Here is a 24,527-nt window from a genome sequence, read left to right on the forward strand (position 1 = left end):
TCGTTGGCTCGGAGATTTTTATAAGAGTCAGGTTGTATTATAATAAAAACATTCATTTATTATAAAAATGGTGTTGATTTGCAATTGCAAATTAAAACGATGCATTGTTTAAGTTTTCAAGTTAGTATTAATAATTATTAAAACCTATAGGAATATTAAAAAATTTTTTTGATTCTGAGTTGCAATAAAATATATGAGGGGGCAATAACTTTATGAAAGATATATTTAGGAGAAAATCTATAGATAATCTCATAGCAGAAACTAAAGGTAAAGAATCTTTAGAGAAGGTATTGGGATCTTTTGAACTTACCATGCTTGGCATTGGAGCAATTATAGGTACAGGTATATTTGTACTGACAGGGATAGCGGCAGCAAATTATTCTGGACCAGCTCTTATAATATCATTCATCATAGCAGGTTTAGCCTGTGGTTTTGCTGCGCTGTGCTATTCAGAAATTGCGGCTATGGTTCCAGTAGCCGGAAGCGCATATACCTATGGATATGCAGCACTGGGAGAATTTTGGGCATGGATTATAGGCTGGGATTTAATTCTGGAGTATGCGTTTGCAATTGGCACGGTGGCCATAGGATGGAGCGGATATTTTAACAGCATATTGGGAAGCTTGGGAATTACACTTCCGGCTGCTATTACGAAAGCACCTTTTGAAGGCGGAGTAATAAATTTACCTGCAGTACTTATACTTGTGCTTATAACTGGTATTTTGATAGCAGGTGTAAAACAGAGTACTACTACAAATAATATAATAGTTGGAATAAAATTAGCGGTAGTATTATTATTCATAGTGCTGGGAGTAGGACATGTAAAGCCGGCTAATTGGCATCCGTTTATGCCTTATGGTTGGAATGGGGTTTTTGCTGGTGCTTCAGTGATATTCTTTGCTTATATAGGATTTGATGCAGTTTCTACTGCAGCGGAAGAAGTTAAAGATCCTCAGAAAGATTTGCCGAAAGGTATTATAAGTTCATTGATTATTTGCACTGTATTGTATATTGTAGTATCAGCTATATTAACAGGTATGGTTCCATATTTGAAATTTAAGGAGACAGCAGCTCCTGTGGCCTTTGCTCTTCAGCAGGTAGGTATAAATTGGGGTTCGGCACTGGTTTCGGTGGGTGCAATTTGTGGTTTAACTTCAGTTTTGATTGTTATGATGTTTGGACAGACTCGTATATTATTTGCCATGTCTAGAGATGGACTACTTCCAAAGGTATTTGGACACGTTAATCTAAAATTTCATACACCTGTAAAGAGTACATTGCTGGTAGGTATTATAACCATGGTTGTAGCTGGATTTACTCCAATAGGAATTGTTTCAGAACTGACCAACATAGGTACGTTGGCAGCGTTTATAATAGTATCTGCATCTGTTATAGTTTTAAGGAAGACAGAACCTAATAGAGAGAGAAGTTTTAAGGTTCCATTTTCACCTGTTATTCCTATGCTCGCTGTAATATCCTGTGCATTCTTAATAGCACATCTTCAAAAAGTAACTTTGATGAGATTTGTAGTATGGCTTGCTTTTGGATTAATTCTTTATTTTATATATGGATACAAACACAGTACTATTACCGAAGACAATAATCAGGAAAAAGTAATTTAATATTTCAGCCATAATAAAATAAATTATGTATGAAAAAATAGATACAGGAAAAATCTGTATCTATTTTACTCATGTAGATAATAGAATATTAAAAAAAGTATGAACAAAAAATAAAAAATTAAAAAAACTATTGACATTTAGAGCATAAGGTATTATTATCGTCACATATAATAAATTAATTTGTGAATGTAATTTAAAAATATATAAAACCGTGATAGGGAAGAGTAGGTAGTAAAAGATTTTAAAGAGAGTGAGATAAGGTGAAAGCTCATAGATTATAAACTATTGAAAATCACCCTGGAGTTGTAGGCTGAAATAGAAGTAAGCTGTACCGGCAAAGCCGTTATTGTAGTTGAGAAAAAAATTGGGTGGTACCGCGAACCAAACTCTCGCCCCAGGGTGAGTGGTTTGGTTTTTTTATATTCTAGTTTTAAAATATATTGAGAAAATATATGCAATTTACAGAATTATCACAAAAATTCATTCTGGTCTAAGAAGAAAAAATATAAAATTAAAATAAAGTATGTTAAAAAATTAACAATTAGGGGGCTTTGTATATGAAATTAAAGGGTGCAGAAGTGTTATTAAAATGTATGTCAGAACAAGGGGTGGATACTGTTTTTGGCTATCCTGGAGGTACTGTCCTTCCCATATATGATGCTTTGTACAATTCAAAGGATATAAATCATATAATGACTGCTCATGAGCAAGGGGCTACTCATGCTGCAGATGGATATGCTAGATCTACTGGAAAAACTGGAGTAGTAATTGTAACTTCGGGTCCGGGTGCAACTAATACAGTGACTGGAATCGCAACAGCTTATAGAGATTCCGTTCCCATTGTGGTGTTTACGGGACAGGTGTCTTTAAAGTTACTTGGAAAAGATTCTTTTCAAGAGGTAGACATCAGGGATATTACCTCATCTATAACTAAGAAAAATTACATGGTTGAAGATGTAAAAAATTTAGCAGGTATTGTAAGAGAAGCCTTCAGGGTAGCTGTCAGTGGAAGACCGGGCCCTGTGGTCATAGACATACCTAAGGATATACAGGAATCAGAAGTTGAGTATAAGCCAGAAGTAGATGATTTAGCTGTATCTAAAAATAAGATAGGCTTTAATCAGAGAGAATTTAAAGACAGGCTAGATGAAGCAGTTGATATGATAGATGATAGTGAAAGACCAGTTATATATTCAGGAGGCGGTGCAGTTATATCTGGAGCTCAAAGAGAACTTATGGAATTGGTTAAAAAAATAGATTCTCCGATTACCTGTTCTCTTATGGGAATTGGAGCTTTTCCAGGAAATAATAAAAGCTATATGGGAATGGTGGGCATGCATGGCAATCCCTGTTCAAATTATGCTGTGAATAATTGTGATTTGCTTATAGCCATAGGAGCGAGATTCAGCGATAGAGTTATAAGCAAAGTGGAGGATTTTGCTCCTAAAGCTAAAATAATTCATATAGATATAGATTCAAGGGAGTTTGACAAAAATATTAGTGAGGATATTTCCATAAAAGGAGATGTGAGAGAGGTACTCAAAAGGATAAATAAGAAGGTGAAAAATGCCAGTCATGAAAAGTGGATGTATAGAATAAAGCAGTGGAAAAGTGAAGAAAAGGATCCCTTTGAAAAAAATTGTAGATTAAGTCCTAAATATATAATGAACTGTCTTTATAAAATTACTAAAGGGGATTGTATAATAACTACTGAAGTAGGACAAAATCAAATCTGGACTGCTCAATATTTTAAATTTTTAAAGCCCCGTACATTCATATCTTCCGGGGGACTTGGAACTATGGGATATGGATTGGGAGCGTCTATAGGTGCATCTATAGGAAACCCCGGCAAAAGGGTAATAAACGTAGCAGGAGATGGAAGTTTTAAAATGAATTCAGTTGAACTTGCTACTGTGGCAAAATATAAACTGCCCATTGTACAATTACTTTTAAATAACCATGCTTTAGGTATGGTATATCAATGGCAGGATATGTTTTACAATAAGAGATTTTCAAGCACAGAGCTTGGACAGGACGTGAATTTCATGGAATTGGGAAAAGCTTATGGTATAGAAGCTTTTAAAATAGAGTCCAATGATCAGGTGGAAGAAGTTTTAGTAAAGGCTTTAAATTTAAATAAACCTGTTATAGTAGAATGTAATATAAACAGACAGGAGAGGGTTCATCCCATTGTTCCACCAGGTGCTGCTATAACGGAAATTATAGCGTAGAAAAAGAAATTGTCTCAAACTTTGCCATGAGACAATTTCCTTTTGTTTTAAGCTTTTTTTACTATTCTACCCTCAAATAATTCATAGGAATACAAAAGTATACATATGATGTAGGAATTTACTATAGTCATGAGCAGAGTTTGTACTATCCGTGGTATCCACATAATCATAAATCCTTTTGTCATAAGAGCTGGAGTGAATATCAGCAAAATACAAGTATTTGCAGTGGAAACAATAATTCCGGAAATTCCAAGGGAGATGGCCAGTTTAAAATAGTTGCTGTTTATGAAATCACGGGCTTTTCCAGTTCCCTTTTTAATGAACATATTTATAATAAACAGTACTATTCCTATAACGCCTATAAGCATGAAGCCGGCGACCATATACTGAGACTTTGTACCCAGTGATATTAATAATTTGCCCAAATAGGACTGGGCTGCAAGTTTTGTTACCATAAAATTGAATAAACCTATTAGAAATAAGAGTATAAAAAATGCATTGTAATAATTTATTATTTTATGCTCTTCAGTGTTCTTAATACGTTTCCATATAACAGCAGGTAAAAAGCCGGCAATTACATTGGTGATGGTAAGCAGGGGAATATATGCCCCCATGGGAGTTATTATGTATCCCAATATATCTACCAGTCCTCCTGCAATTCCGCCATAAAGCGGGCCGAACAGAAGTCCCGGCATTACATAGAATATGGCACTAAAACTTATTCTCATAGTGAGTATACCACCTGCAGCTATTAATATGGAAAAAGATCTTAAGACAAGTGCAATGGCAATAAATACGGCAGTAGTAACGAGAAATTTTGTATTCATTCTATTTTTCATATCTTTTACCTCCAGTGTTTATTTGATCTAACTTTACAAGGAGTTAATTGATTTTCAATAGAAACACCTCTTTTCTCTTTAATGTGGTCACATTAAAGAGAAAAGAGGTAAATACAAGATCCCTTTAATGTAACAGCGGAAGCAATATTATATCATAAGCTTTAAATCAATAATGTAATGCATTTAAGCTTTTCGTTTAGAGACAACCTCCCATTCTCTAACACTTTATGCATAATATTTACTCTGCTACCTATATTTTAATTATATAAAATGGCATGCATATTGTCTATATATTTTGCATGATATGAAGAAATTTCGACTTTGATATTTAATTTAGAAGTTCTTTTACATCTCTGTAAACAAGTATATTGGAAATTCCACCGTAATATCTTATTATGCCGTCTATTACTGTTATAGGTGGGGTAAATCCTTGTTCTATAACTTTTTTTACCTTAGCATCATCAGTTGAAAAATTGAGATTACTTAATTCTATAAATTTTATATCTATATTTTGTGCTACATCACTTATTTCTAGAAAATTTTTTAAATTGCCATATAGATCGTAAGTTCTTCTAAAGATCAATTTGTCTGATGAACTCTCATTTTTGCCGGATTTGCAATTTGAGCAGTTTGAACATTTAAAACAACTTGAGTCTTTGCAGCTGCAGTAGTTGATACCAGATAAAATGGAATCTTTATTTCCATATACTGCTATTTTTATTTTCATATGATAAAATCCTTTCCTATCCTAAATTAGATATTTTATAATAATTTGAATTTCGCTTATGTTGACAAAAACTCTATTTAAAAATAGAATTATTATATTGCAGTAACTTACTACATTTATGCATAAACTGTATAAAAATTTTATTATATGGGAGGGACAATCGATGAAGAGAGAAATATATATGGATTATGCAGCTACCACCTTTGTTAAGCCAGAGGTTTTGGCGGAGATGAATCCATATTTTACTGAGAATTTTGGCAACCCTTCTTCGGTTTATTATATATCAAGAAAAACTAAAATGGCAATAGCTAAAGCCAGAGAGGGTATATCAAAGATTATAAATGCAAATAAAGATGAAATATTTTTTACAAGTGGAGGTTCTGAAGCCGACAATTGGGCTATAAAGGGAGTAGCACTGGCTAATAAAAATAGGGGAAGACATATAATAACTACAAAAATAGAACATCATGCCGTATTGAATACATGTAGATATCTAGAAAATCATGGCTTTAAAGTAAGCTATCTCTCTGTGGATAAATTTGGAAAAATTGATTTACAGGAGCTTGAAAATTTAATTACGAAGGATACTATACTTGTGTCTGTTATGTTTGCAAATAATGAAATAGGCACTATAGAGCCAATAAGTGATATAGGTAAAATCTGCAGGAAAAAGGGAGTTCTATTTCACACTGATGCAGTTCAAGCTGTGGGAAATGTTCCCATCGATGTGCAGTCTATGAATATAGATTTGCTCTCGATGGCATCACATAAATTTTATGGCCCAAAGGGTATGGGAGCTCTTTATATAAAAAGGGGAACTAAGATAGACAGTCTAATCCATGGGGGTTCTCAAGAGAGAGGGAGAAGGGCCGGTACAGAAAATATTGCAGGTATAGTTGGTATGTCGAAAGCATTGGAGATTGCAGCTTCAAATATGGATGAAGAGAGAAAGAGACTGATATATTTACGAGATAAGCTAATAGATGGGCTTTTGAAAATACCGTATGCTAGTTTAAATGGAGATAGAACCTGCAGACTGCCAGGTAACGTGAATATAAGTTTTGAATTTGTAGATGGTGAAATCATGGTCATGTCTCTGGACAGTGAAGGTATATATGTTTCCACGGGGAGTGCATGTTCCGCAGGAGCAGTAGAACCTTCCCATGTACTCACTGCAATTGGGCTTTCTGAGAAAGAAGCCAAAAGCTCTCTAAGGCTTACTTTAGGGGCAAAAACTACAGAGGATGACGTGGACTATGTGATAAAGGTCCTAAGCCGCAGGGTTTCTGACTTTAGAAAAAGTAATAAAAGATGGAATGAAAGATCACATTAGATAATTTCTTCTAAGTGGAACAGGTGATAAATATGGTAAAAAAAGTAGTAGTGGGTATGAGCGGAGGTGTGGACAGTTCTGTGGCAGCATATCTTTTGAAAAAACAGGGATATGACGTTATAGGAGCTACCATGCAGGTATGGCAGGATGACGATTATTATCAAGGTATGGAGGGAGGGTGCTGTTCCCTGAGTGCGGTAGATGATGCCAGAGCTGTAGCATACCATTTGAAAATTCCTTACTATGTTATGAATTTTAGAGATGTATTTAAACGGAATGTAATAGATTATTTTATAGATGAATATGTGAAAGGCAGAACTCCCAATCCCTGCGTAGCTTGTAATAAGTATATAAAATTTGAGGAGCTTTTAAAAAGAGCGGTGGAGCTGGGTGCAGATTATGTGGCTACAGGTCACTATGCTACGGTGGAAAAAGTAAATGGAAGGTATGTCCTGAAAAAATCAAAAGACGTTAAAAAGGATCAAACCTATGCTCTTTACAATTTGAGTCAATTTCAACTGGCGCATACACTCATGCCCTGTGGTGTATATAATAAGGAAGAAATAAGAAAAATAGCAAAAGATATAGGCCTTGGGGTTCATAATAAAAAGGACAGCGAGGAGATATGTTTTATACCTGATAATGATCATGGTTCTTATATAAAAAGATGTGTACCCGGTAAGATTAAGGAAGGTAATTTTGTAGACAAAAATGGAAATGTACTTGGGAAACATAAAGGAGTAGTCTATTATACTATAGGACAGAGAAAGGGTCTTGGAATAGCTTTGGGAACGCCTATGTATGTTGTAGATATAAATCCGGCTGCAAATGAAGTTGTGCTTGGGAAGCAGGAGGATATATTTAAAAAAAATTTAATTGCAGTGGATGTAAATTTTATGGCTTTTGAAAAATTGGAAAAACCCATGAAAGTTCAGGCCAAAATAAGATATTCTGCTGTACCTGCAGAAGCAACTATAAGTATGGAGGATGAAAAAAGGGTAAGGGTTGAGTTCTCAGAAAAACAGAGAGCCATTACAAGAGGTCAATCTGTAGTATTTTACAGTGGAGATATTTTAATTGGAGGCGGAATAATTGAAAGTGTGCAGTGATTCATGTTAAAATTATAGAATAAATACAATGGTAAAGGAGATTTTAACATGAATGATCTGCCGAAAGTGTTTGATGATTTTAGCGATTCTAGAAAAAAGGGATTTATAAGAATAAAAAACCTCAAAGATGAGGGCAAAAAAGTCGTAGGTACTTTTTGCACGTTTACCCCCTGGGAGATTATAAATGCTTCTGGTGCAGTATCTGTGTCCCTTTGTGCTAAAAGTGATGAAACCATAGAAGATGCTGAAAAATATCTTCCTAGAAATTTATGTCCTCTCATAAAATCCAGCTATGGATTTGCAATAACTGACAAGTGCCCTTATTTTTATTTTTCTGATCTTATAGTAGGAGAGACTACCTGTGATGGAAAAAAGAAAATGTATGAATATTTATCCAAAGTGAAGAATGTACATGTTATGCAGCTTCCCCAAACCAGTGCAGGTGAGGATTCCTTTAAGTTATGGAAGAATGAAATATTAAAGCTTAAAAGCCACTTGGAGAAGGAGTTTGGCGTCAGCATAACGGAACAAGAAATTCGGGAATCTATAAAAGTAAGAAATAAGGAAAGAAAAGCTTTAATGGCATTTTCCGCATTGGGAAAGATGGATCCACCGCCTATAACTGGACTTGAAATGCTTAGAGTTTTAAGTGGTGCTTCTTTTAAATGGGACAAGGATGCAGAGATAGAGGAAATATATAATTTGATAGATGATGTTGTAAAAGAACAGAAAAATGGGGCAGAAAAGGTTTCACAAGATGCTAAAAGAATACTTGTGACAGGATGTCCTTTAGGAGAGTCAACTGAAAAGATAATAAATGCCATAGAGGGAAATGGCGGGGTAGTGGTTTGCTATGAAAATTGTACAGGTATAAAGGAAACCAGTAGACTGGTAGATGAGGATAGAGAGCCGATAGATGCACTTACTGAAAAATATTTAAATATAGGCTGCTCCTGCATGACTCCCAATGACAATAGGACAAAGCTTATATCAGAGCTTATTGATGAATACAAGGTTGACGGTGTAGTAGATGTAATTCTCCAAGCATGTCATACTTACAGTGTGGAGTCCTATGGGATGAAAAAATTTGTTACGGAAAAAAAGAATATACCTTATATGAACATTGAAACGGATTACTCCCAGGCAGATATAGGCCAGATAAAAACCAGGATATCCGCATTTATAGAAATGTTGTAATAAAATAGGGCTTGAGTTTTTCAGTGTTTATAAAAATAATGGTAAAACTTGAGCCCTTTTAGTCAGCACCAAAATTACTGAAAATTTTTGCAATATGATATATCGTGTAAAACAATGCTTTATATATGGGAGGAAAGATGATGAAGATGCTTATAGTCTGTTCCGAAAAAAGCAGTAAATTACCTGAAAATGAATTTTATATAAAAACGGACAGCAGGTTTGCAAATTCAAAATTCATACCTAATATGATTGATTCTAAAGAGGTATGTACAGTATGCGGCAGGAGATGTATGTGGTGTAGGGGAAGGTACAAATTAAATTTTAAAGATAGTATAAGTGAAATAGTAAAGCTTCCTGACTTATATAGAAAATTTGAGGATTTTCCATTGAAATATCTTCCAAGTAAATTTAAGGAACATGATATAGCTGTGTTGTTGGGAATACATGAGGATATAATAGTTGAAATTCCAAAATTGCTGCATAATAGTGGCGGAAAAGCATTGATAGCAGCTTGTGAGAGTGGAAAGTGGGTATCTAAATGGACAAGGGAAAAGTTAGTGGATGAATGCAAAAAAAACCGTCTGCAATATGCATTTCCCAAACCATTTTGTACATTGAATTATGGAAAATTTCCTCTTATAAATGAATTTATAGATACTTTTAAAATAGGAAAACCGAATTTCAGATTGTTTGTAGACAACAGAAATATAATAAGGAAAGCAGAAGTTATCATATCTGCGCCCTGTGGAAATGGTTACAATATAGCCAGGCATCTGGAGGGGAAAAAACTAGGAGAAGAAGCGAGAAGAGCCCTGGCCAAATATTGGCATAGTTATCCTTGCCTTGGAGATATGCATATAGATGGTGAACTTGGTGACACACCTCTTCATATAGCAGGATATACTCATTACAGTGCGTTGGAAAGGGCTGAAATAATAAGAATTTGAGAAATTTTTTACATAGTGTATTGCTTTTTATATGGGTATATTATAGAGTAAAATTAAAAGTGAACAGAGGATGGAGAGTGGGATTGTATATGAATATACTAGTGACGGGACCTAGGGGGAAAATGGGAAGACTTATTGTAAAAATGGCTGAGAATACTGATGGATTGAAAGTAGTCTCAGCTGTGGCTCCAAAGGGAAGAGATTATATAGGAAAGGATGTGGGATTGGTATCTGGGTTGGGCAAATCTATAGGGGCTGAAGTGACAGATGATTTGGAATCCGTTATAGAAAGATGTGATGCTGTAATTGACTATACTACACCGAAATTTTCCATGGAGGTTATGAGAAAAGCATTGGAGTATAAGAAAGGAGTTGTTTGCGGTACCACTGGATTTTCGGAAAAGCAATACGATGAGATAAAGAAGCTTTCAAAGCATATACCACTTATAATTGCCGCTAATACTTCCATGGTGGTAAATCTCATGTATGAACTTTTGAAAATTTCAGCACAAGCTATAGGAAACATGTCGGATATAGAAATAATAGAAATGCATGACAGATATAAAAAAGACGCCCCCAGCGGAACTTCAAGGGAAATGGGAGAGATTATGGCTAAAGTTCTTGGAAAAAATCTAAAAGAGGTGGCCGTTTATGGAAGAGAGGGCGAAGAGCCAAGAAAAGAGGGAACCATAGGATTTCACTCGGTAAGGGCCGGGGACATATCAAGCAGCCACACTGTTATATTTGGTCTTATGGGAGAGAGACTTGAAATTACTCACCATGCATACAATTGGGAATGTTTTGCCAGAGGAGCATGCAGGGCAGCACTTTTTTTAGAAGCGAAAGAATCTGGAATTTATGGTATGGAAGACGTGCTCAGGATATAGGGGAGAAAAGGATTTGGCAGTTGCTAAATCCTTTTTTATGGATACATAATATATTTTCTCATGAAAATAATATACAGTAGCATATATTTTTAAATGAACCAATCGATGTATGGTAGATGTAAAGTGAGGAAATATTAAAATAATAGATTGTAGGAGAGAAAATCATGGGTAATTATAACATTCAACGTAGAGAAATAGAAGCTATATATGGAAAAGTAAGTCCCTTTGAACTTAAAAATAGGTTGATAAGCTTGGCCGAAGAATCTAAGGAGGCAGGAATACATTCCCTTTTAGATGCAGGAAGAGGAAATCCAAATTGGATTTCAGCTGCACCCAGAGAGGCCTTTTTTACCTTTGGGCATTTTGCTGTAGAAGAGAGTAGGAGGGTATGGAATGACAATGATCTGGCAGGTATGCCGAAAAGGGATGGAATTGCAGCTAGATTTTTAAATTTCATGAGAAAAAACAAAAGTGAACCGGGGATGGAAACACTTGAGAAGATGATAAATTACGGAATTACCATAAAGGGATTTGATGAGGACGAATGGATATATGAGCTGACAGATGGAATTATTGGGGACAATTATCCACAGCCAGGAAGGATACTCAGGCATGTAGAAAGCGTTGTCCACGATTATCTTATTCAAGAATTGTGTTATAATGAACCACTTGAAAGGAAATTCAATCTTTTTGCGGTAGAGGGGGCCACTGCAGGTATGTGCTATATTTTTGACAGCCTTATAGCCAATAACATGCTGTCTAAAGGGGATAAAATAGCAATTATGGTTCCCATTTTTACTCCATATCTGGAAATTCCGCACTTGCCAAGATATGATTTTGAAGTTGTGGAACTGATGGCCAATGAAGTTACAGGACAATATTCCTATGAAGAATTAAAAAAGATTTCAGATCCTGGTATAAAAGCATTATTTATAGTGAATCCAAGTAATCCGCTTTCTATAGCTATGAGGCCTGTTATAGTAAAAGGATTGAAGGAGATTGTAGAAAAGAGTAATCCTGATTTGATGATTATATCAGATGATGTGTATGGAACTTTTGTAGAGAATTTTCATTCTCTGATGGCAGATCTGCCATATAATACCATAGGAGTGTATTCATTTTCCAAGTACTTTGGAGTAACGGGATGGAGACTTGGAACTATTGCACTGTATGAAGACAATGTATTTGATAAATTATTGGGCCAGCAGGATGAGGACAAAAAAGAAAGGGCAAAGAGGAGGTATGCGGCACTTTCAACGGAATCTGAAAAAATTCCTTTTATAGACAGAATAGTGGCGGACAGCAGACAGGTAGCCCTTAATCATACAGCAGGATTGTCTACGCCGCAGCAGGTTCAAATGGCTTTTTTCGCGCTGTTTGCTTTGGTGGATAAAAGAAATAGATATAAGGATCTGGTCAATTCCATATGTCACAGGCGGAAAAAGTTGTTATTTAATGGGCTGGGGCTTGAATTAGATGAAAATTCCTTTGATGCTTCATATTATGCCCAGTTTGATCTCCTGGAATGGGCAGAACAAAACTATGGAGGAGAGTTTGCAGATTACTTGAAAGATAATTATAAACCTATAGATGTTCTCTTGAAGCTGGCAGAGGAATCTTCAATAGTACTTCTGGGGGGAAGCGGGTTTCATGGTCCTAAGTGGTCCATAAGGATATCTCTTGCAAATTTAGATGATGAATCCTATTCACAAATAGGAGAAATTATTCACAGCATACTAGAAGAATATGTTGCAAATTGGGAGAATACAAGAGAATAAAAAGTCAAGTATCTCCTCACCAAAAATAAAGTTTTTTACATTAATTTTGTGTTTATTTTTTAACGACAGCTTTTTCCAACTCAACAGTTTGAATAATTTCTTCTCTATTTATGTGTTTCATTTCCAGGTAGATAACACCTGCAGTTATGAGAGCAGATGAAATATCAGCTATAGGCGGAGTCCTCCATACACCTTCAATGCCCCAAAAATGCGGCAATATCAGCAATAGAGGAATCAATAACAACAACTGTCTGGATAATCCTAAAATTGTGGATTGAATTGGCTTGTTAACTGCCTGAAAGTATTGGGAACAGACAATTTGAAAGCCGGCCACAGGAAACATTAAAAAAAAGATTGACATTGCATGGGCAGCGAGTCGGGTTAGCTCTATATTATTGTTATTAAACATATTGGCAATTTGAGTAGGCCATATATGCACTACTGCAGTGCTGACTACTGCTATGATTGTACCCACAATTACTGCCTTTTTCAAGGCTTCTTTTACTCTATCGAATTGCTGAGCGCCATAGTTAAAACCGATTATAGGCTGGGCGCCTTGGCTGATACCGAGAATAGGCATAAACATTAGGGTGGATATACTTCCAACAATGCCCATGGCTGAAAGTGCTATATCGCCACCATAGGTTGTTAATGCTCTATTCAAGATAAGATTTTGAAGACTATTGGCCAATTGCATTGAAAATGGGGCAAAGCCAATAGATACGATACTAATGACTATATTTTTCTGCAATTTGAGATTCTTAAGTCGTATTTTAAGTAAACTATGACCCCAAAGGAAATAACTTAACACCCAAATCGATGAAAATATCTGACCGCAGATAGTCGCCAATGCTGATCCTTTAATTCCAATGCCTAATCTTATTACAAAAATATAATTTAAGACTATATTGATTACAGTTCCAATCACCTGGGTATACATGGCCATTTTAGGATTACCCTCAGCTCTGATAAAATTGACCATTCCCATGCTTATAGAGCCCAAAGCCGAAGCTAGCATTATAATATGGGTAAAATCTTTGGCATAAGGTAAAGTTTTAGCACTGGCTCCAAAAAAACTTAAAATAGGATTAGTAAAAAGAAAATAAATAATGCTTATACATATTGGCAGCAATATTAACAACAACAGAGCATTTCCAGCGATTTTTTCAGCTTCTTCCGGCTTTTTTTCTCCCAGGCGGATGGAGATAAGCGATGTAGCTCCAACACCAATTAGAACAGATACCGCCATGAGAATAAGCATAATTGGAAAGGCTACGGTTATAGCTGCAATAGCAATTGAACCTACCCCACGGCCTACAAACATACGGTCGATAATGTTATATATAGAGTTTACTAGCATGGCGATAACAGCTGGCCAGGAAAATTTCCACAGCAGTCTACTAATTTTTGCATCTCTAAGTTCCATTGTACTATCCATTTTTCAATTCACCTTCTTAATTTTTTGCATGAATTCTACAGCATATTTAAGACTATCAACAAACTTCATTAGCTCACTGGGTTCTGTATTACCTAAGATTTTTCCCATACACTGAATGGAGTTTTTCATTATATCTTCTATTTCTAATTTTCCGTCATTTGTAAGGGATATCAAGGTTTTTCGGCGGTCGTTAGCGTCATCACAGCGAATAACCAGACCAGACTTCTCTAATTGATCGATTAAGGTGGTTAAGCTACCTTTCTCCATATTGAGCATCTTTGCAATTTGGGTTGCAGTGAGAACATGATTCTGATAGAGGAAGCCTATGATCATGATGTGATTTTTTTTAATTCCTTGATACTTACGACTTTCTTTTGGAAATTGGCGGAGAAATTTTTCGTGGAACAAACCCATGGTTTTAAACAACAGTTCATGTAACTCTTGTAGTTCTTCGTATGTCATACACATCGCCCTTCATATAGTTAGAATTCTAATCTTAAGAATACTAACTTATTGTATACCTCCATTTTTTAGTTGTCAAGTTAGCAACAAAATTAAAATTTTATATTGACAATCCTGAAAAAGTGGTATAGTATATAAAATAATTTAACTGCTAAAACTTATGAGAAGAAAGAGTAGGTAGAGGAATTTAGTTCAAGCGAGTTCGGGGCAGTGTGAGCCGAATGCTGTAGCCTGTATTGAATGGGTCTTCGAGGTGCCCTGCGAAATGATAGTAGCAGGAGACGGTAGTCTACCGTTAAAAGGACAGGGTATCGAGTAAAATCCGTACCTGAATGAGATAGTTTGTAGATAGGTGGTACAGCGAAATTTTGCATTTCGTCCTTTTGGATGGAATGCTTTTTTATTTCTCAAAATCTGTTTTACAAATTAATAATGGGTGGCACCGCGGTCATTTCGTCCCAGTTTGTGGATGAAATGGCTTTTTTGTATTTAATTTACTAATCGATATGGAGAAGGTGGTAAAATGTTAAATTTATCTGAAGAGGAGTTTTACAGATATAAAAGCTTAAAGAAAAATTTTCCCCTGTTCATAAAGAGCAGCGGGGATGAGACAACTCCTATAAGTATTTATTACAACTTAGACGGAAAAAATAAATTTCTGCTGGAGAGCATATATTCTGAAAATGAAATAGGAAGATACTCTTTTATAGGTATGGATCCCTATATGAAAATGAAAAGCTGTGGAAGTAACATATGCGTGGAGAAAAAAGGATTATTTAAAAATATAAAAGGGAAAATACTTGATTACATTAAAAAATATTTAAATGTTCCCTATGAAGCTCCGGGACTTTCCATTCCATTTACAGGGGGGGCAGTAGGGTATGTAGGCTACGACGTTGTAAGGCAGTATGAGAAATTACCTGATGAAAATAAAGATGATATTGAAACACCGGAATCCTACATGATGTTTTATAAAAAATTTATCTGTTATGATCACTTCAAGCATGAGATCTATTTAATTTACAATTTTATGGAAGGTGACAGTATAACTTACCAGGAAGTAGAGCTTCAGCTGGAGCAGCTAAAGGATATGGTGGGCAGAGGAAATTCATTTCACAGACTGGAGGAAAAAGGCACTGAAAAGCAGGTTACTTCCAATGTCACTGAGAAGAAATACTGCAAAATGGTGGAAAAAGCCAGAGAGTATATAAAATCCGGTGACATATTCCAGGTGGTTTTATCCCAGAGGCTGAAATCAAAGAGCACTTCCCATCCCTTTGATGTGTACAGAAGACTCAGATCGGAGAATCCATCCCCTTATCTGTTTTATATTGATTTTGGGGAATTTGAAATAGCCGGGTCGTCACCTGAAAGTCTTGTATCTGTGAAAAACGGCACAGTGATCACCAACCCCATAGCAGGCACCAGGCCCAGAGGCAAAAGTGCAGAGGAGGATATAAAGCTTAAGCAGGAACTTTTAAATGATGGAAAAGAGAGAGCAGAGCATGTGATGCTGGTGGATCTGGGAAGAAATGATATAGGAAAGATAAGTGAATTCGGAAGTGTAAATCTGGATAAATTTATGGATGTGGGCCTTTATTCCCACGTAATGCACATAGTTTCAAAGGTATCAGGCAGACTGGAGAAGAATCTGGGAGATGTAGACGCCCTGATATCCTGCCTTCCAGTGGGAACTGTATCCGGAGCTCCAAAGATAAGGGCCATGGAAATAATTGACGAACTGGAAAACAGCAAAAGGGGAATTTATTCAGGGGCTGTAGGATATTTTTCCTTTAATGGAAATATGGATACCTGTATTGCAATAAGGACCATACTTTTTAAGGACGGATATGCTTATGTTCAATCCGGGGCAGGTATCGTCTATGATTCCGTTGCCGAAAATGAATATAGGGAAACGTTAAACAAGGCCAGAGCCATGATAGAGGTGATATGATGATACTTTTGATAGATAATTATGATTCTTTTACCTACAATCTCTACCAGTATGTTGGAGAGATCTATGAAGATATAAAAGTTGTGAGAAACGACAGGATATCTTTGAAAGAAATAGATGTGCTTAATCCGGAGGGGATAATACTGTCCCCGGGACCTGGAATACCTGAAAATGCAGGTATATGCATAGATGTTGTCAGGAAATTTGGACCTCAGGTACCGATTCTGGGCATATGCCTTGGACATCAGGCTATAGGCTGTGCCTATGGAGGCAGTGTGGTGAGAGCAGGGCATATAATGCACGGGAAGACATCAAAAGTAGCTTTAAAGCAGAGCAAAATATTTGAACATTTGAAAAATTCCATAGATGTGATGAGGTATCATTCTCTGGTGTTAGAGAGAAAAAGTCTTCCCGGGGAACTTGACATAATTGGTGAAAGCCTTGATGACAGGGAAATAATGGCTGTAAGACATAAAAAATATAGAGTTTATGGACTTCAATTTCACCCTGAGTCCATTCTTACGGAAAGTGGAAAGACAATTATTAAAAATTTTGTGGAGGGGATTTGTAATGCTGCAGGAAATAATTAGAGATGTTATAAGTGGAAATGATCTGGGAGAAAAAGAAGCCTATGATTCCATGAATGAGATAATGCAGGGAAAGGCAACTGACTCTCAAATAGGAGGATTTTTGATAGCTCTCAGGATAAAGGGGGAAACCGTTCAGGAGATAACGGGCTTTGCCAGAGCAATGAGAGATAATGCCCTGCCTTTAAAGCTTGACTCTGAGTATGTCATCGATACCTGTGGAACCGGCGGAGATGGCGGAAGAACTTTTAATATATCAACTGCTGCTGCAATAGTTGCTGCTGCAGCAGGAGTGAAGGTGGCAAAGCACGGCAACAGAGCGGTGTCCAGTAAAAGCGGGAGTGCAGATGTACTTGAAAAGCTGGGATTTGATATAAATTTAAATCCGGAGGATGCCCGGAAAAGCATAGATGAAAATGGTATGGCATTTCTTTTTGCCCAGAGATATCACAGTGCCATGAAAAATGTGGCAGGTCCCAGAAGAGAATTGGGAACAAGGACCGTGTTCAACATGCTGGGACCTCTTACGAATCCTGCATTTGTAAAAGGTCAGGTACTTGGAGTATACGATAAAAACTTGACCCATGTGGCAGCTGAAGTGCTTGTGAATCTGGGCTGTGAAAGAGCTCTGGTGGTTTGCGGAGAGGACGGCCTGGACGAGATAAGTACTACATCGAAGACCTATGCAAGTGAGCTTAAAAATGGTGAGATAAGAGATTATACCTTAAATCCTGAAGACTTTGACATCAGGATATCCAGTATGGATGACATAGCAGGCGGCACAGCCGTTGAAAATGCACAGTTCATACTTGAAATTCTCAAGGGCAGCAAAGGCCCCAAAAGGGATATTGTGCTTTTGAACAGTGGAGCGGCCCTTTATGTGGGAAAAGTTTCCGGGAGCATAGCAGAGGGAATAGATATGGCAAGAGAAGTTGTAGATTCAAAAAGGGCCTATGAAAAGCTGCAGGAGCTTGTGAATTGCAGCAGGGCTGTCGGTTAGAGATACCTATATTATGAGGAGATGATAAATAAGGTGATACTTGAAGATATAGTTGCAGAAAAAATACCTCAGATTGAAGTGGAAAAACAGATTGTGCCTGCGACAAAACTTGCCAAAAGCTCAGGAAATTCAAGTAGAAGAAATTTTAAAAGATCACTGGACAAAAGTGGGATATCCATTATTGCTGAAATAAAAAAGGCCTCTCCATCTAGGGGGGTAATACTGGAAGATTTTGATGTGGTGAAGATAGCGAGGATATATGAAGATTTGGATGTAGATGCGGTTTCCGTACTTACGGAAAAGAATTTTTTCCAGGGAAATGACAGGTATATAGATGAGGTTAAAAAAGTAAATTCAAAACCTGTGCTGAGAAAGGATTTTATAGTTGATCCATACCAGATATATCAGTCAAAGGCCCTTGGAGCAGATGCCCTGCTGCTTATAACTGCAATTTTAAAAGATAAGCTGGAAGAGTATTACAAGCTGGCAGAAAAAATCGGACTTCAATGTCTGGTGGAGGTGCATGACGAGAGAGAACTTGAAACTGCACTGCAGGCAGAATGTAATATCATAGGTATAAACAACAGAAATCTGAAGGACTTTTCGGAGAATTTAAAAAATACGGAGAGGCTTATAAAAAGAATGCCCACAGGCATTACCATTGTATCGGAAAGTGGAATAAAAAATGAGAAAGATATAAAATATCTGAAAAGTGTTGGAGCAGATGCAGTGCTTATAGGTGAGACTTTTATGAGAAATATAGATAATGTATCCAGGATTCGTGAGCTTGTAAAAAATGCAAGGATGTGAACAGGATGGAAAGGGGTGCAGCCTGTGACTCTGGTAAAAATATGCGGGATAAGGAGGAGCGCTGATATAGAAATTTTAAATGAACTGCTGCCGGATTATGCAGGATTTATATTCTGTGACAGTAAAAGAAAGGTAACTTTAAGTGAGGCAGAAGATCTTGTAAAAAAATTGGACAACAATATCAAAAGAGTGGGAGTTTTTAAAGACAATGATGTGAATGAAGTAGTTGATACAGCCAGGGCTTTGAAGCTGGATGCAGTTCAGCTTCATGGAGCTGAAGATGGAAAATATTTGAGCAGTTTGACCCCTTTTAATATCTGGAAAACAGTTCATGTAAATGTGAACTATGTGTCCAAAAATGATATTTGGCAGAAAATACACAGTACATGCAAGTTGGATATTGAAGCCGTGCTGCTGGACAGCAGTGTAAGAGGCAAAAACGGCGGTACCGGCGTGAGTTTTAACTGGAATGTACTGGAAGGTATTCATATAGACAAAAAATTGGTACTGGCGGGAGGACTGAATTCAGAAAATATTATTCAGGCCATAAAAGTTGTGAGGCCGGAGGTGGTAGATGTGTCCGGTGGTGTGGAGGAAAATGGTATGAAAAGTTTTAAGAAAATAAAAGATTTTATAGGGAAAGTGAGGAGTATATAATGGAAGGAAGATTTGGAAAATTCGGCGGTCAATACGTTCCTGAAACCATAATGAATGCAATTACAGAATTGGAAAGGGAATTTAGTGAGGCCATAGAGGATGAAAAATTCATGGAGGAATACAGATATTACCTTAAAGAATATGTAGGAAGGGAAAATCCTCTGTATTTTGCCGAGAATATGACAAAAAAACTGGGAGGAGCCAGGATATACCTTAAAAGAGAGGATTTAAACCATACGGGGGCACATAAGATAAACAATGCCCTGGGACAGGTACTCCTTGCCAGAAGAATGGGTAAAAAGAAAGTTATAGCTGAGACAGGTGCAGGACAGCACGGGGTGGCAACTGCAACCGCGGCGGCTCTGTTCGGAATGAAATGTGAGATATTCATGGGTGAAAAGGATATAAGAAGGCAGGCTCTTAATGTATTCAAGATGAAAATACTTGGGGCAGATGTGACCTCTGTGACTGCGGGAACTGGAACACTGAAGGATGCGGTAAATGAGGCCATGAGAAACTGGGTTTCTAATATAGAGGATACTTTTTATGTAATAGGATCCGTAATGGGACCTCATCCATATCCCACCATGGTGAGGGATTTCCAGAGAGTCATAGGAGATGAGGCCAGAAGACAGATCCTGGAGAAAGAAGGAAGACTGCCTGATTACATTATAGCCTGTGTAGGCGGTGGAAGTAACTCCATGGGTATTTTTTATCCTTTTGTAGAAGATGAATCAGTAAAACTCATAGGAGTGGAAGCAGCAGGAAAAGGACTTGATACGGATCAGCATGCAGCAACTATAGAAAAGGGCTCTGTAGGCGTAATCCACGGAATGATGACCTATGTACTCCAGGATGAAGATGGGCAGATACTTCCGGCCTATTCCATATCTGCAGGTCTTGATTACCCTGGAGTGGGGCCGGAACACGCCTATTACAATGATGTAAAGAGGGCAGTTTATGAATCCGCCACGGACAGTGAGGCAGTAGAAGCATTTACCTATCTTTCAAGGGTGGAGGGAATAATTCCTGCCCTTGAAAGTGCACATGCAGTGGCTTATGCCATGAAACTGGCTCCAGAACTCGACAAGGACAAGATAATCATCATAAATTTATCAGGAAGAGGAGACAAGGACATGAATACCATGGCAGCTATAATGGGGGTGGAATTATAATGAACAGGATAGATTTGAAATTCAGTCAGTTAAAGGAAAAAGGTGAAAAGGCACTTATACCTTTTATAACGGCAGGTGATCCGGATTTGGAAACTACCGTAGAAATCGTACTTGCTATGGAGAGTTCAGGAGCGGATATAATAGAACTGGGCATACCTTATTCGGATCCTCTGGCAGATGGAGTTACAATACAGGCATCTTCAAACAGGGCACTTAAAAATGGAGTGAAGATATTCAAAATAATGGACACAGTGAAAAACATAAGGAAAAGAACACAGGTGCCCCTCGTATATCTGGTTTATTACAGTTCCATATTCAAGTATGGGATGGAGAAGTTCATAAAAGAATGCAGCAGCTGCGGCATAGATGGCCTCATAATACCGGATCTTCCAATAGAGGAGAGAAAAGATATTATAGCAATGGGAGAAAAATATGGAGTATACCTTATTCCTCTTGTGGCACCAACATCCAAGGAGAGAATAGAAAAAATAGTGAGGGGTGCCAGAGGGTTTGTATACTGCGTTTCCGTAAATGGAGTCACAGGTGCGAGAAACTCCATAAACACTGACATAAAAGAATACATGAAAATTGTTTCAAGCTATACTGATATACCTAGGGCACTTGGGTTCGGAATATCCTCGGCAGCCATGGCCGAAAAATTCAAACCCTACTGCCAGGGTATAATTGTAGGAAGTGCACTGATTGACAGGATAGCAGAAGGAAAAAGCAAAGGAGATATACTGGATAGTGTGAAAGAATTTATTGGAGAATTGAAAAACGGCTTGAGACAGTGATTTAATTCTGCGTTTTTAAAAATATACATTGTAAAAGCATGTATGTCAAGAACGCCTCCTTGTGCAGGCGTTCTTTTGAGGGCTCTGAATGTTGACCAATCCATATGCTGAATTTCATCCATCTTTACGTATAAAGAGAATACAAGGAACTAAAGATATTTTTGAGATGACAATTAAAATGAGTATTAGAGTAACATGGCAGTATACAGATAATAGAATATTACTCAGAAATAAATGAAGTTATAGAATTTTATTTTATAGAATAATATGCAGAATAAATATCCCTGGCTACAGAAGCTGCTCCCACTCCTCCCTGGCCACCGTCAAACAGCACTACACATACGGCTATTTGGGGTTTGTCAAGAGGAGCAAAACCGATGTATTCGGCATAGTCGGTTCTTCCCACCTGCTCCTGATTGCCAAGACTCTGGGCGGTACCTGTTTTACCTGCAGTAGCTATGGGGAATCCGCTGAATACCTGGGCAGCCGTACCGCTTTGATTAACGGCACTCATTCCCTGTTTAACTGATGATATTGTCTCGGCTTTAACACCTGTTTTCTCTATTATTTCAGGTTTCACCTTTTCGATGACTTTGCCGTCTACATTCAGATATTGATTCACCAGGTGAAGTTTATATCTGGTGCCGCCGTTGGCAATAGTGGCAGCATTTGCTATCTGAAGAGGGGTAAACTGGTTCAGTCCCTGACCTATGGCGGAATTTTCTATATTTGCCGGCACCTTCAGCTGGGCATTGGCATCTGATATGGTTATACTGTACAATACATCAAGCATGCTATCCATCTGGCTGCCGCTTATGTCCTTTTTGTTGTTCGGATCTGCTTTTACAAGCTCTAAAAACAACTCTCTGTACTTTGACCTGTTGAAAGCACTTTTACCTTCCTTTATGGAATTCTTCACTAGATCCTTGATAAAGTATCTTTCACGATCATGAATCTTCTCTGCTGCTCCAGGGAATAGGCACTGCTTATATTGTACTGTTTTACAAGTTTTTTAAAAGTATCTTCCGGAGATATCTTCAGAAGTTCTTTGTTGACTAAAACTTTTAGCTCATCATCAGAAATATTTTTATTCTTGCTTTTGATGCTTTTCTCGATATCCTCATTTAATCCCCTGTCCCTTTTAAATTTAATTTCAAGATTTTTCCTGGTTTCCTCATCGTCACTTCTGAATTCAAATCTAAAGGGATTTATCTTGAGCTCAAAATCGTCCTGCTGATTTTCGTCGCTTTCGTCCAATATCTTAAATACCTCGCTCATTGTAGTGAAAAAAACCTTATCACTATCATCTGTCTGATTGTACACCAGCATATATCCCTGGGTACTGGTAGCCAGAACACTGCCTTTCACATCCAGAATCTTTCCCCTGGGGGCTGCATCGGGAATTTGTCTTATGGATTTATTGTTGGAACGCTCTTTATATTCCTGACCTTCTACCACCTGCAGAAAAAAAAGTCTTCCTGCGATAGTAGAAAAAATAATCAGCATAATTGTTATAAGCATAGTGTATCTCGTAATATTGAATTCCTTTTTTTTAATCAAATATATCATCCCCCAAATTATTATTAAATTACTGGAAAAAATAAATTATAAAGCCTTAAGAAATTAGGCAAGCCTGCTGGACTTGATAATATTATCAAACGGATTAGAAATCAAGATTATATCAGGATTTACTATGTGTCCGAAGAAAATTTATAAATAAAGATAATCTTAGAAAATATTATATCTGAGGTAGCTAATGCAACAGATAATAAATATAGTCGAAAAACAATTTTAAGTGATATACTTAAAGCTTTTAAGGGAGCCTGGATTAATATTATAGGGGAAATCTATAGTATCAGTAAGTTGACACAGCAATTTTAGTGAGAGCTCTAGTAAATGTAATTGAATTAATGTTGAGGTAAAGGTACAAGTATTTCATCTGAGGGGGAAACTTTACCACTTACAGCTCTAACATCAGCTTCATATTGTGCTTTTACATCTGCAGGAGCATTTTCATAAGTATATACACTAAATTGTACTGGTTTAGTACTATAAGATTTGACTTTTATACTATCTTCAACAGGCTGATCTAAAATTTTCAAAACTTTTTCTTCATTTAAAACAGAGTTATTTTTATGCTTAACTTTAGTTGGTTTCCCATCTTCATCAACTGATATTATAGTAATACCCTGTATAGTTTCTCCTGCATGAAATTTTTTGGTGCTTATTTCATTAGTATTGGCTTTATCAGCATTGATTTCATTTATATTACTTTGTGCCAAAGTATTTAAACTTACTGATGAACATACAGTTATAATAGCAGCCAAAGCGCCTATAATTATACCTTTTTTTCTTATTTTTAAATTCAACATATTTTCTAGTCTCCTTTTTAACATATTCTTATTATTGAAACTTGTAATTAAATTCTGTTTTGCTATATTATTTTTATTAAGTCTTAAAGAATTAACAAGGGTTGATGCATATAATTTTCTTTCTTTCACATTTGATTTTTTAAGTACAGCTTCATCGCAAGATAATTCACAGTCATTGTTTATTGCCTTAAACATTATGTAAATTAAAGGATTAAACCAATGTACTGCTAAAGTTATTAATATTACAACCTTATATATTATGTCATGCCTTTTATAATGCATAAGCTCATGCTTTAAAATATATTTTAATTCCTGAGCATCATATGAGACGTTGGGGATTACTATGCGGGCATTGAATATTCCTATACCTAACGGTGTTGAAATTGCTGTACAATACTTTAATGAAATTTTTTTCTTAATATGCATTTCTTTTAATAACTTTAAATATATATTTTTAGTATTATTGTCAGATACATCGTAAATAAAATGTTTGATTTTGTTATTGAAAGCAAAATAAGAAATAATATGATAAACTAGAAATATTATTGAAACGGTCAACCATAAATAAAATAGTATTATAAAATAATTTACTACATTATCATTTAGAC

At 36.6% G+C, this 24,527-nt stretch carries 22 protein-coding genes, 1 riboswitch and 2 other annotated features; of the genes, 15 read left to right on the forward strand and 7 right to left on the reverse strand.

Translation table 11 applies throughout. The annotated features are described in order from the left end of the window. Positions 1–212: 212 nt before the first annotated feature. Both J5G60_RS05990 and ilvB read left to right on the forward strand, forming a co-directional pair. Positions 213–1,622 (forward strand): amino acid permease, encoded by a 1,410-nt coding sequence (locus J5G60_RS05990; protein WP_150356132.1) that lies wholly within the window; start codon positions 213–215, stop codon positions 1,620–1,622. Positions 1,623–1,824: 202 nt separating this feature from the next. Next, positions 1,825–2,022: a binding site (T-box leader), on the forward strand. Positions 2,023–2,179: 157 nt separating this feature from the next. Next, positions 2,180–3,853, forward strand: coding sequence for a biosynthetic-type acetolactate synthase large subunit (gene ilvB / locus J5G60_RS05995; protein WP_150356131.1), 1,674 nt, complete (start codon positions 2,180–2,182; stop codon positions 3,851–3,853). Between the two features lie 47 nt (positions 3,854–3,900). Here ilvB and J5G60_RS06000 read toward each other — a convergent pair whose 3' ends face one another. Then, entirely contained in the window at positions 3,901–4,692 is a 792-nt protein-coding gene (locus J5G60_RS06000; protein ID WP_150356130.1) for a folate family ECF transporter S component, read from the reverse strand. Positions 4,693–4,823: 131 nt separating this feature from the next. Then, positions 4,824–4,940: riboswitch (THF riboswitch) on the reverse strand. 80 nt (positions 4,941–5,020) lie between these two features. Next, positions 5,021–5,419: a hypothetical protein gene (locus J5G60_RS06005; RefSeq protein ID WP_150356129.1), complete on the reverse strand. Its 399-nt coding sequence runs from the start codon at positions 5,417–5,419 to the stop codon at positions 5,021–5,023. A 163-nt stretch (positions 5,420–5,582) separates the two neighbouring features. Between J5G60_RS06005 and nifS the strand changes: the two genes are divergently transcribed. The 6 genes from nifS to aspD all read left to right on the forward strand — a co-directional run bounded on the left by nifS (position 5,583) and on the right by aspD (position 12,670). Further along, positions 5,583–6,752, forward strand: coding sequence for a cysteine desulfurase NifS (gene nifS / locus J5G60_RS06010; RefSeq protein ID WP_150356128.1), 1,170 nt, complete (start codon positions 5,583–5,585; stop codon positions 6,750–6,752). Positions 6,753–6,784: 32 nt separating this feature from the next. Next, entirely contained in the window at positions 6,785–7,861 is a 1,077-nt protein-coding gene (gene mnmA / locus J5G60_RS06015) for a tRNA 2-thiouridine(34) synthase MnmA (protein WP_150356127.1), read from the forward strand. 48 nt (positions 7,862–7,909) lie between these two features. Further along, entirely contained in the window at positions 7,910–9,058 is a 1,149-nt protein-coding gene (locus J5G60_RS06020) for a double-cubane-cluster-containing anaerobic reductase (RefSeq protein ID WP_150356126.1), read from the forward strand. Positions 9,059–9,198: 140 nt separating this feature from the next. Next, positions 9,199–10,005, forward strand: coding sequence for a DUF166 domain-containing protein (locus J5G60_RS06025; RefSeq protein ID WP_150356125.1), 807 nt, complete (start codon positions 9,199–9,201; stop codon positions 10,003–10,005). An 89-nt stretch (positions 10,006–10,094) separates the two neighbouring features. Continuing rightward, on the forward strand, positions 10,095–10,892 hold the full coding sequence (gene dapB / locus J5G60_RS06030) for a 4-hydroxy-tetrahydrodipicolinate reductase (protein WP_150356124.1): 798 nt from the start codon (positions 10,095–10,097) through the stop codon (positions 10,890–10,892). Between the two features lie 164 nt (positions 10,893–11,056). Beyond that, the gene (gene aspD / locus J5G60_RS06035; protein ID WP_150356123.1) at positions 11,057–12,670 is read left to right on the forward strand and encodes an aspartate 4-decarboxylase; all 1,614 of its coding nucleotides are present in this window, start codon (positions 11,057–11,059) and stop codon (positions 12,668–12,670) included. Between the two features lie 52 nt (positions 12,671–12,722). Here the strand turns inward: aspD and J5G60_RS06040 are convergent, their stop codons facing one another. Together J5G60_RS06040 and J5G60_RS06045 are read right to left on the reverse strand one after the other, a co-directional pair. Beyond that, on the reverse strand, positions 12,723–14,108 hold the full coding sequence (locus tag J5G60_RS06040) for an MATE family efflux transporter (RefSeq protein WP_150356122.1): 1,386 nt from the start codon (positions 14,106–14,108) through the stop codon (positions 12,723–12,725). A gap of 3 nt (positions 14,109–14,111) precedes the next feature. Continuing rightward, a complete protein-coding gene (locus J5G60_RS06045) occupies positions 14,112–14,570 on the reverse strand; it encodes a MarR family winged helix-turn-helix transcriptional regulator (RefSeq protein WP_150356121.1) in 459 nt (152 codons plus the stop codon). A 151-nt stretch (positions 14,571–14,721) separates the two neighbouring features. After that, positions 14,722–15,034: a binding site (T-box leader), on the forward strand. A 59-nt stretch (positions 15,035–15,093) separates the two neighbouring features. Between J5G60_RS06045 and trpE the strand changes: the two genes are divergently transcribed. From trpE to trpA, 7 genes are read left to right on the forward strand one after another with little or no spacing between them, the layout of a single operon-like run. Then, positions 15,094–16,524: an anthranilate synthase component I gene (trpE, locus tag J5G60_RS06050; RefSeq protein ID WP_150356120.1), complete on the forward strand. Its 1,431-nt coding sequence runs from the start codon at positions 15,094–15,096 to the stop codon at positions 16,522–16,524. Then, complete coding sequence (locus J5G60_RS06055; RefSeq protein WP_150356119.1) at positions 16,524–17,114, forward strand: anthranilate synthase component II; 591 nt, start codon at positions 16,524–16,526, stop codon at positions 17,112–17,114. The genes trpE and J5G60_RS06055 overlap by 1 nt, the downstream gene beginning before the upstream one ends. Beyond that, positions 17,095–18,111, forward strand: a complete 1,017-nt coding sequence (trpD, locus tag J5G60_RS06060; RefSeq protein WP_150356118.1) for an anthranilate phosphoribosyltransferase — start codon at positions 17,095–17,097, stop codon at positions 18,109–18,111. Before J5G60_RS06055 ends, trpD begins: the two co-directional genes overlap by 20 nt. A gap of 33 nt (positions 18,112–18,144) precedes the next feature. Continuing rightward, complete coding sequence (trpC, locus tag J5G60_RS06065; protein ID WP_150356117.1) at positions 18,145–18,921, forward strand: indole-3-glycerol phosphate synthase TrpC; 777 nt, start codon at positions 18,145–18,147, stop codon at positions 18,919–18,921. Between the two features lie 24 nt (positions 18,922–18,945). Continuing rightward, positions 18,946–19,578: a phosphoribosylanthranilate isomerase gene (locus tag J5G60_RS06070; protein ID WP_150356116.1), complete on the forward strand. Its 633-nt coding sequence runs from the start codon at positions 18,946–18,948 to the stop codon at positions 19,576–19,578. Next, on the forward strand, positions 19,578–20,753 hold the full coding sequence (gene trpB, locus J5G60_RS06075) for a tryptophan synthase subunit beta (protein WP_150356115.1): 1,176 nt from the start codon (positions 19,578–19,580) through the stop codon (positions 20,751–20,753). Before J5G60_RS06070 ends, trpB begins: the two co-directional genes overlap by 1 nt. Further along, positions 20,753–21,547: a tryptophan synthase subunit alpha gene (gene trpA, locus J5G60_RS06080; RefSeq protein WP_150356114.1), complete on the forward strand. Its 795-nt coding sequence runs from the start codon at positions 20,753–20,755 to the stop codon at positions 21,545–21,547. The genes trpB and trpA overlap by 1 nt, the downstream gene beginning before the upstream one ends. 250 nt (positions 21,548–21,797) lie before the next feature. Here the strand turns inward: trpA and J5G60_RS19175 are convergent, their stop codons facing one another. The 3 genes from J5G60_RS19175 to J5G60_RS06090 form a co-directional block, all read right to left on the reverse strand. Then, positions 21,798–22,466, reverse strand: coding sequence for a penicillin-binding transpeptidase domain-containing protein (locus J5G60_RS19175; RefSeq protein WP_442870515.1), 669 nt, complete (start codon positions 22,464–22,466; stop codon positions 21,798–21,800). Continuing rightward, a complete protein-coding gene (locus J5G60_RS19180; protein WP_442870516.1) occupies positions 22,466–23,107 on the reverse strand; it encodes a hypothetical protein in 642 nt (213 codons plus the stop codon). The genes J5G60_RS19175 and J5G60_RS19180 overlap by 1 nt, the downstream gene beginning before the upstream one ends. Positions 23,108–23,454: 347 nt before the next feature. Then, the coding region (locus J5G60_RS06090; RefSeq protein WP_207876518.1) for a M56 family metallopeptidase at positions 23,455–24,527 on the reverse strand (1,073 nt) is incomplete at its 5' end.

The organism is Clostridium sp. HV4-5-A1G (genome assembly GCF_900184915.1).
Lineage (GTDB): Bacteria > Bacillota > Clostridia > Clostridiales > Clostridiaceae > Clostridium_B > Clostridium_B aromativorans.

Excerpts from the sequence above, each read along its gene's own strand:
- trpD (WP_150356118.1), top strand. The coding sequence starts at position 17,095 with ATGCTGCAGGAAATAATTAGAGATGTTATAAGTGGAAATGATCTGGGA.
- trpA (WP_150356114.1), top strand. The coding sequence starts at position 20,753 with ATGAACAGGATAGATTTGAAATTCAGTCAGTTAAAGGAAAAAGGTGAA.
- dapB (WP_150356124.1), top strand. The coding sequence starts at position 10,095 with ATGAATATACTAGTGACGGGACCTAGGGGGAAAATGGGAAGACTTATT.
- J5G60_RS06020 (WP_150356126.1), top strand. The coding sequence starts at position 7,910 with ATGAATGATCTGCCGAAAGTGTTTGATGATTTTAGCGATTCTAGAAAA.
- J5G60_RS06005 (WP_150356129.1), bottom strand. The coding sequence starts at position 5,419 with ATGAAAATAAAAATAGCAGTATATGGAAATAAAGATTCCATTTTATCT.
- J5G60_RS06000 (WP_150356130.1), bottom strand. The coding sequence starts at position 4,692 with ATGAAAAATAGAATGAATACAAAATTTCTCGTTACTACTGCCGTATTT.
- J5G60_RS05990 (WP_150356132.1), top strand. The coding sequence starts at position 213 with ATGAAAGATATATTTAGGAGAAAATCTATAGATAATCTCATAGCAGAA.
- J5G60_RS06025 (WP_150356125.1), top strand. The coding sequence starts at position 9,199 with ATGAAGATGCTTATAGTCTGTTCCGAAAAAAGCAGTAAATTACCTGAA.
- J5G60_RS06040 (WP_150356122.1), bottom strand. The coding sequence starts at position 14,108 with ATGGATAGTACAATGGAACTTAGAGATGCAAAAATTAGTAGACTGCTG.
- aspD (WP_150356123.1), top strand. The coding sequence starts at position 11,057 with ATGGGTAATTATAACATTCAACGTAGAGAAATAGAAGCTATATATGGA.
- mnmA (WP_150356127.1), top strand. The coding sequence starts at position 6,785 with ATGGTAAAAAAAGTAGTAGTGGGTATGAGCGGAGGTGTGGACAGTTCT.
- nifS (WP_150356128.1), top strand. The coding sequence starts at position 5,583 with ATGAAGAGAGAAATATATATGGATTATGCAGCTACCACCTTTGTTAAG.
- J5G60_RS06055 (WP_150356119.1), top strand. The coding sequence starts at position 16,524 with ATGATACTTTTGATAGATAATTATGATTCTTTTACCTACAATCTCTAC.
- ilvB (WP_150356131.1), top strand. The coding sequence starts at position 2,180 with ATGAAATTAAAGGGTGCAGAAGTGTTATTAAAATGTATGTCAGAACAA.
- J5G60_RS06045 (WP_150356121.1), bottom strand. The coding sequence starts at position 14,570 with ATGACATACGAAGAACTACAAGAGTTACATGAACTGTTGTTTAAAACC.
- trpB (WP_150356115.1), top strand. The coding sequence starts at position 19,578 with ATGGAAGGAAGATTTGGAAAATTCGGCGGTCAATACGTTCCTGAAACC.
- trpE (WP_150356120.1), top strand. The coding sequence starts at position 15,094 with ATGTTAAATTTATCTGAAGAGGAGTTTTACAGATATAAAAGCTTAAAG.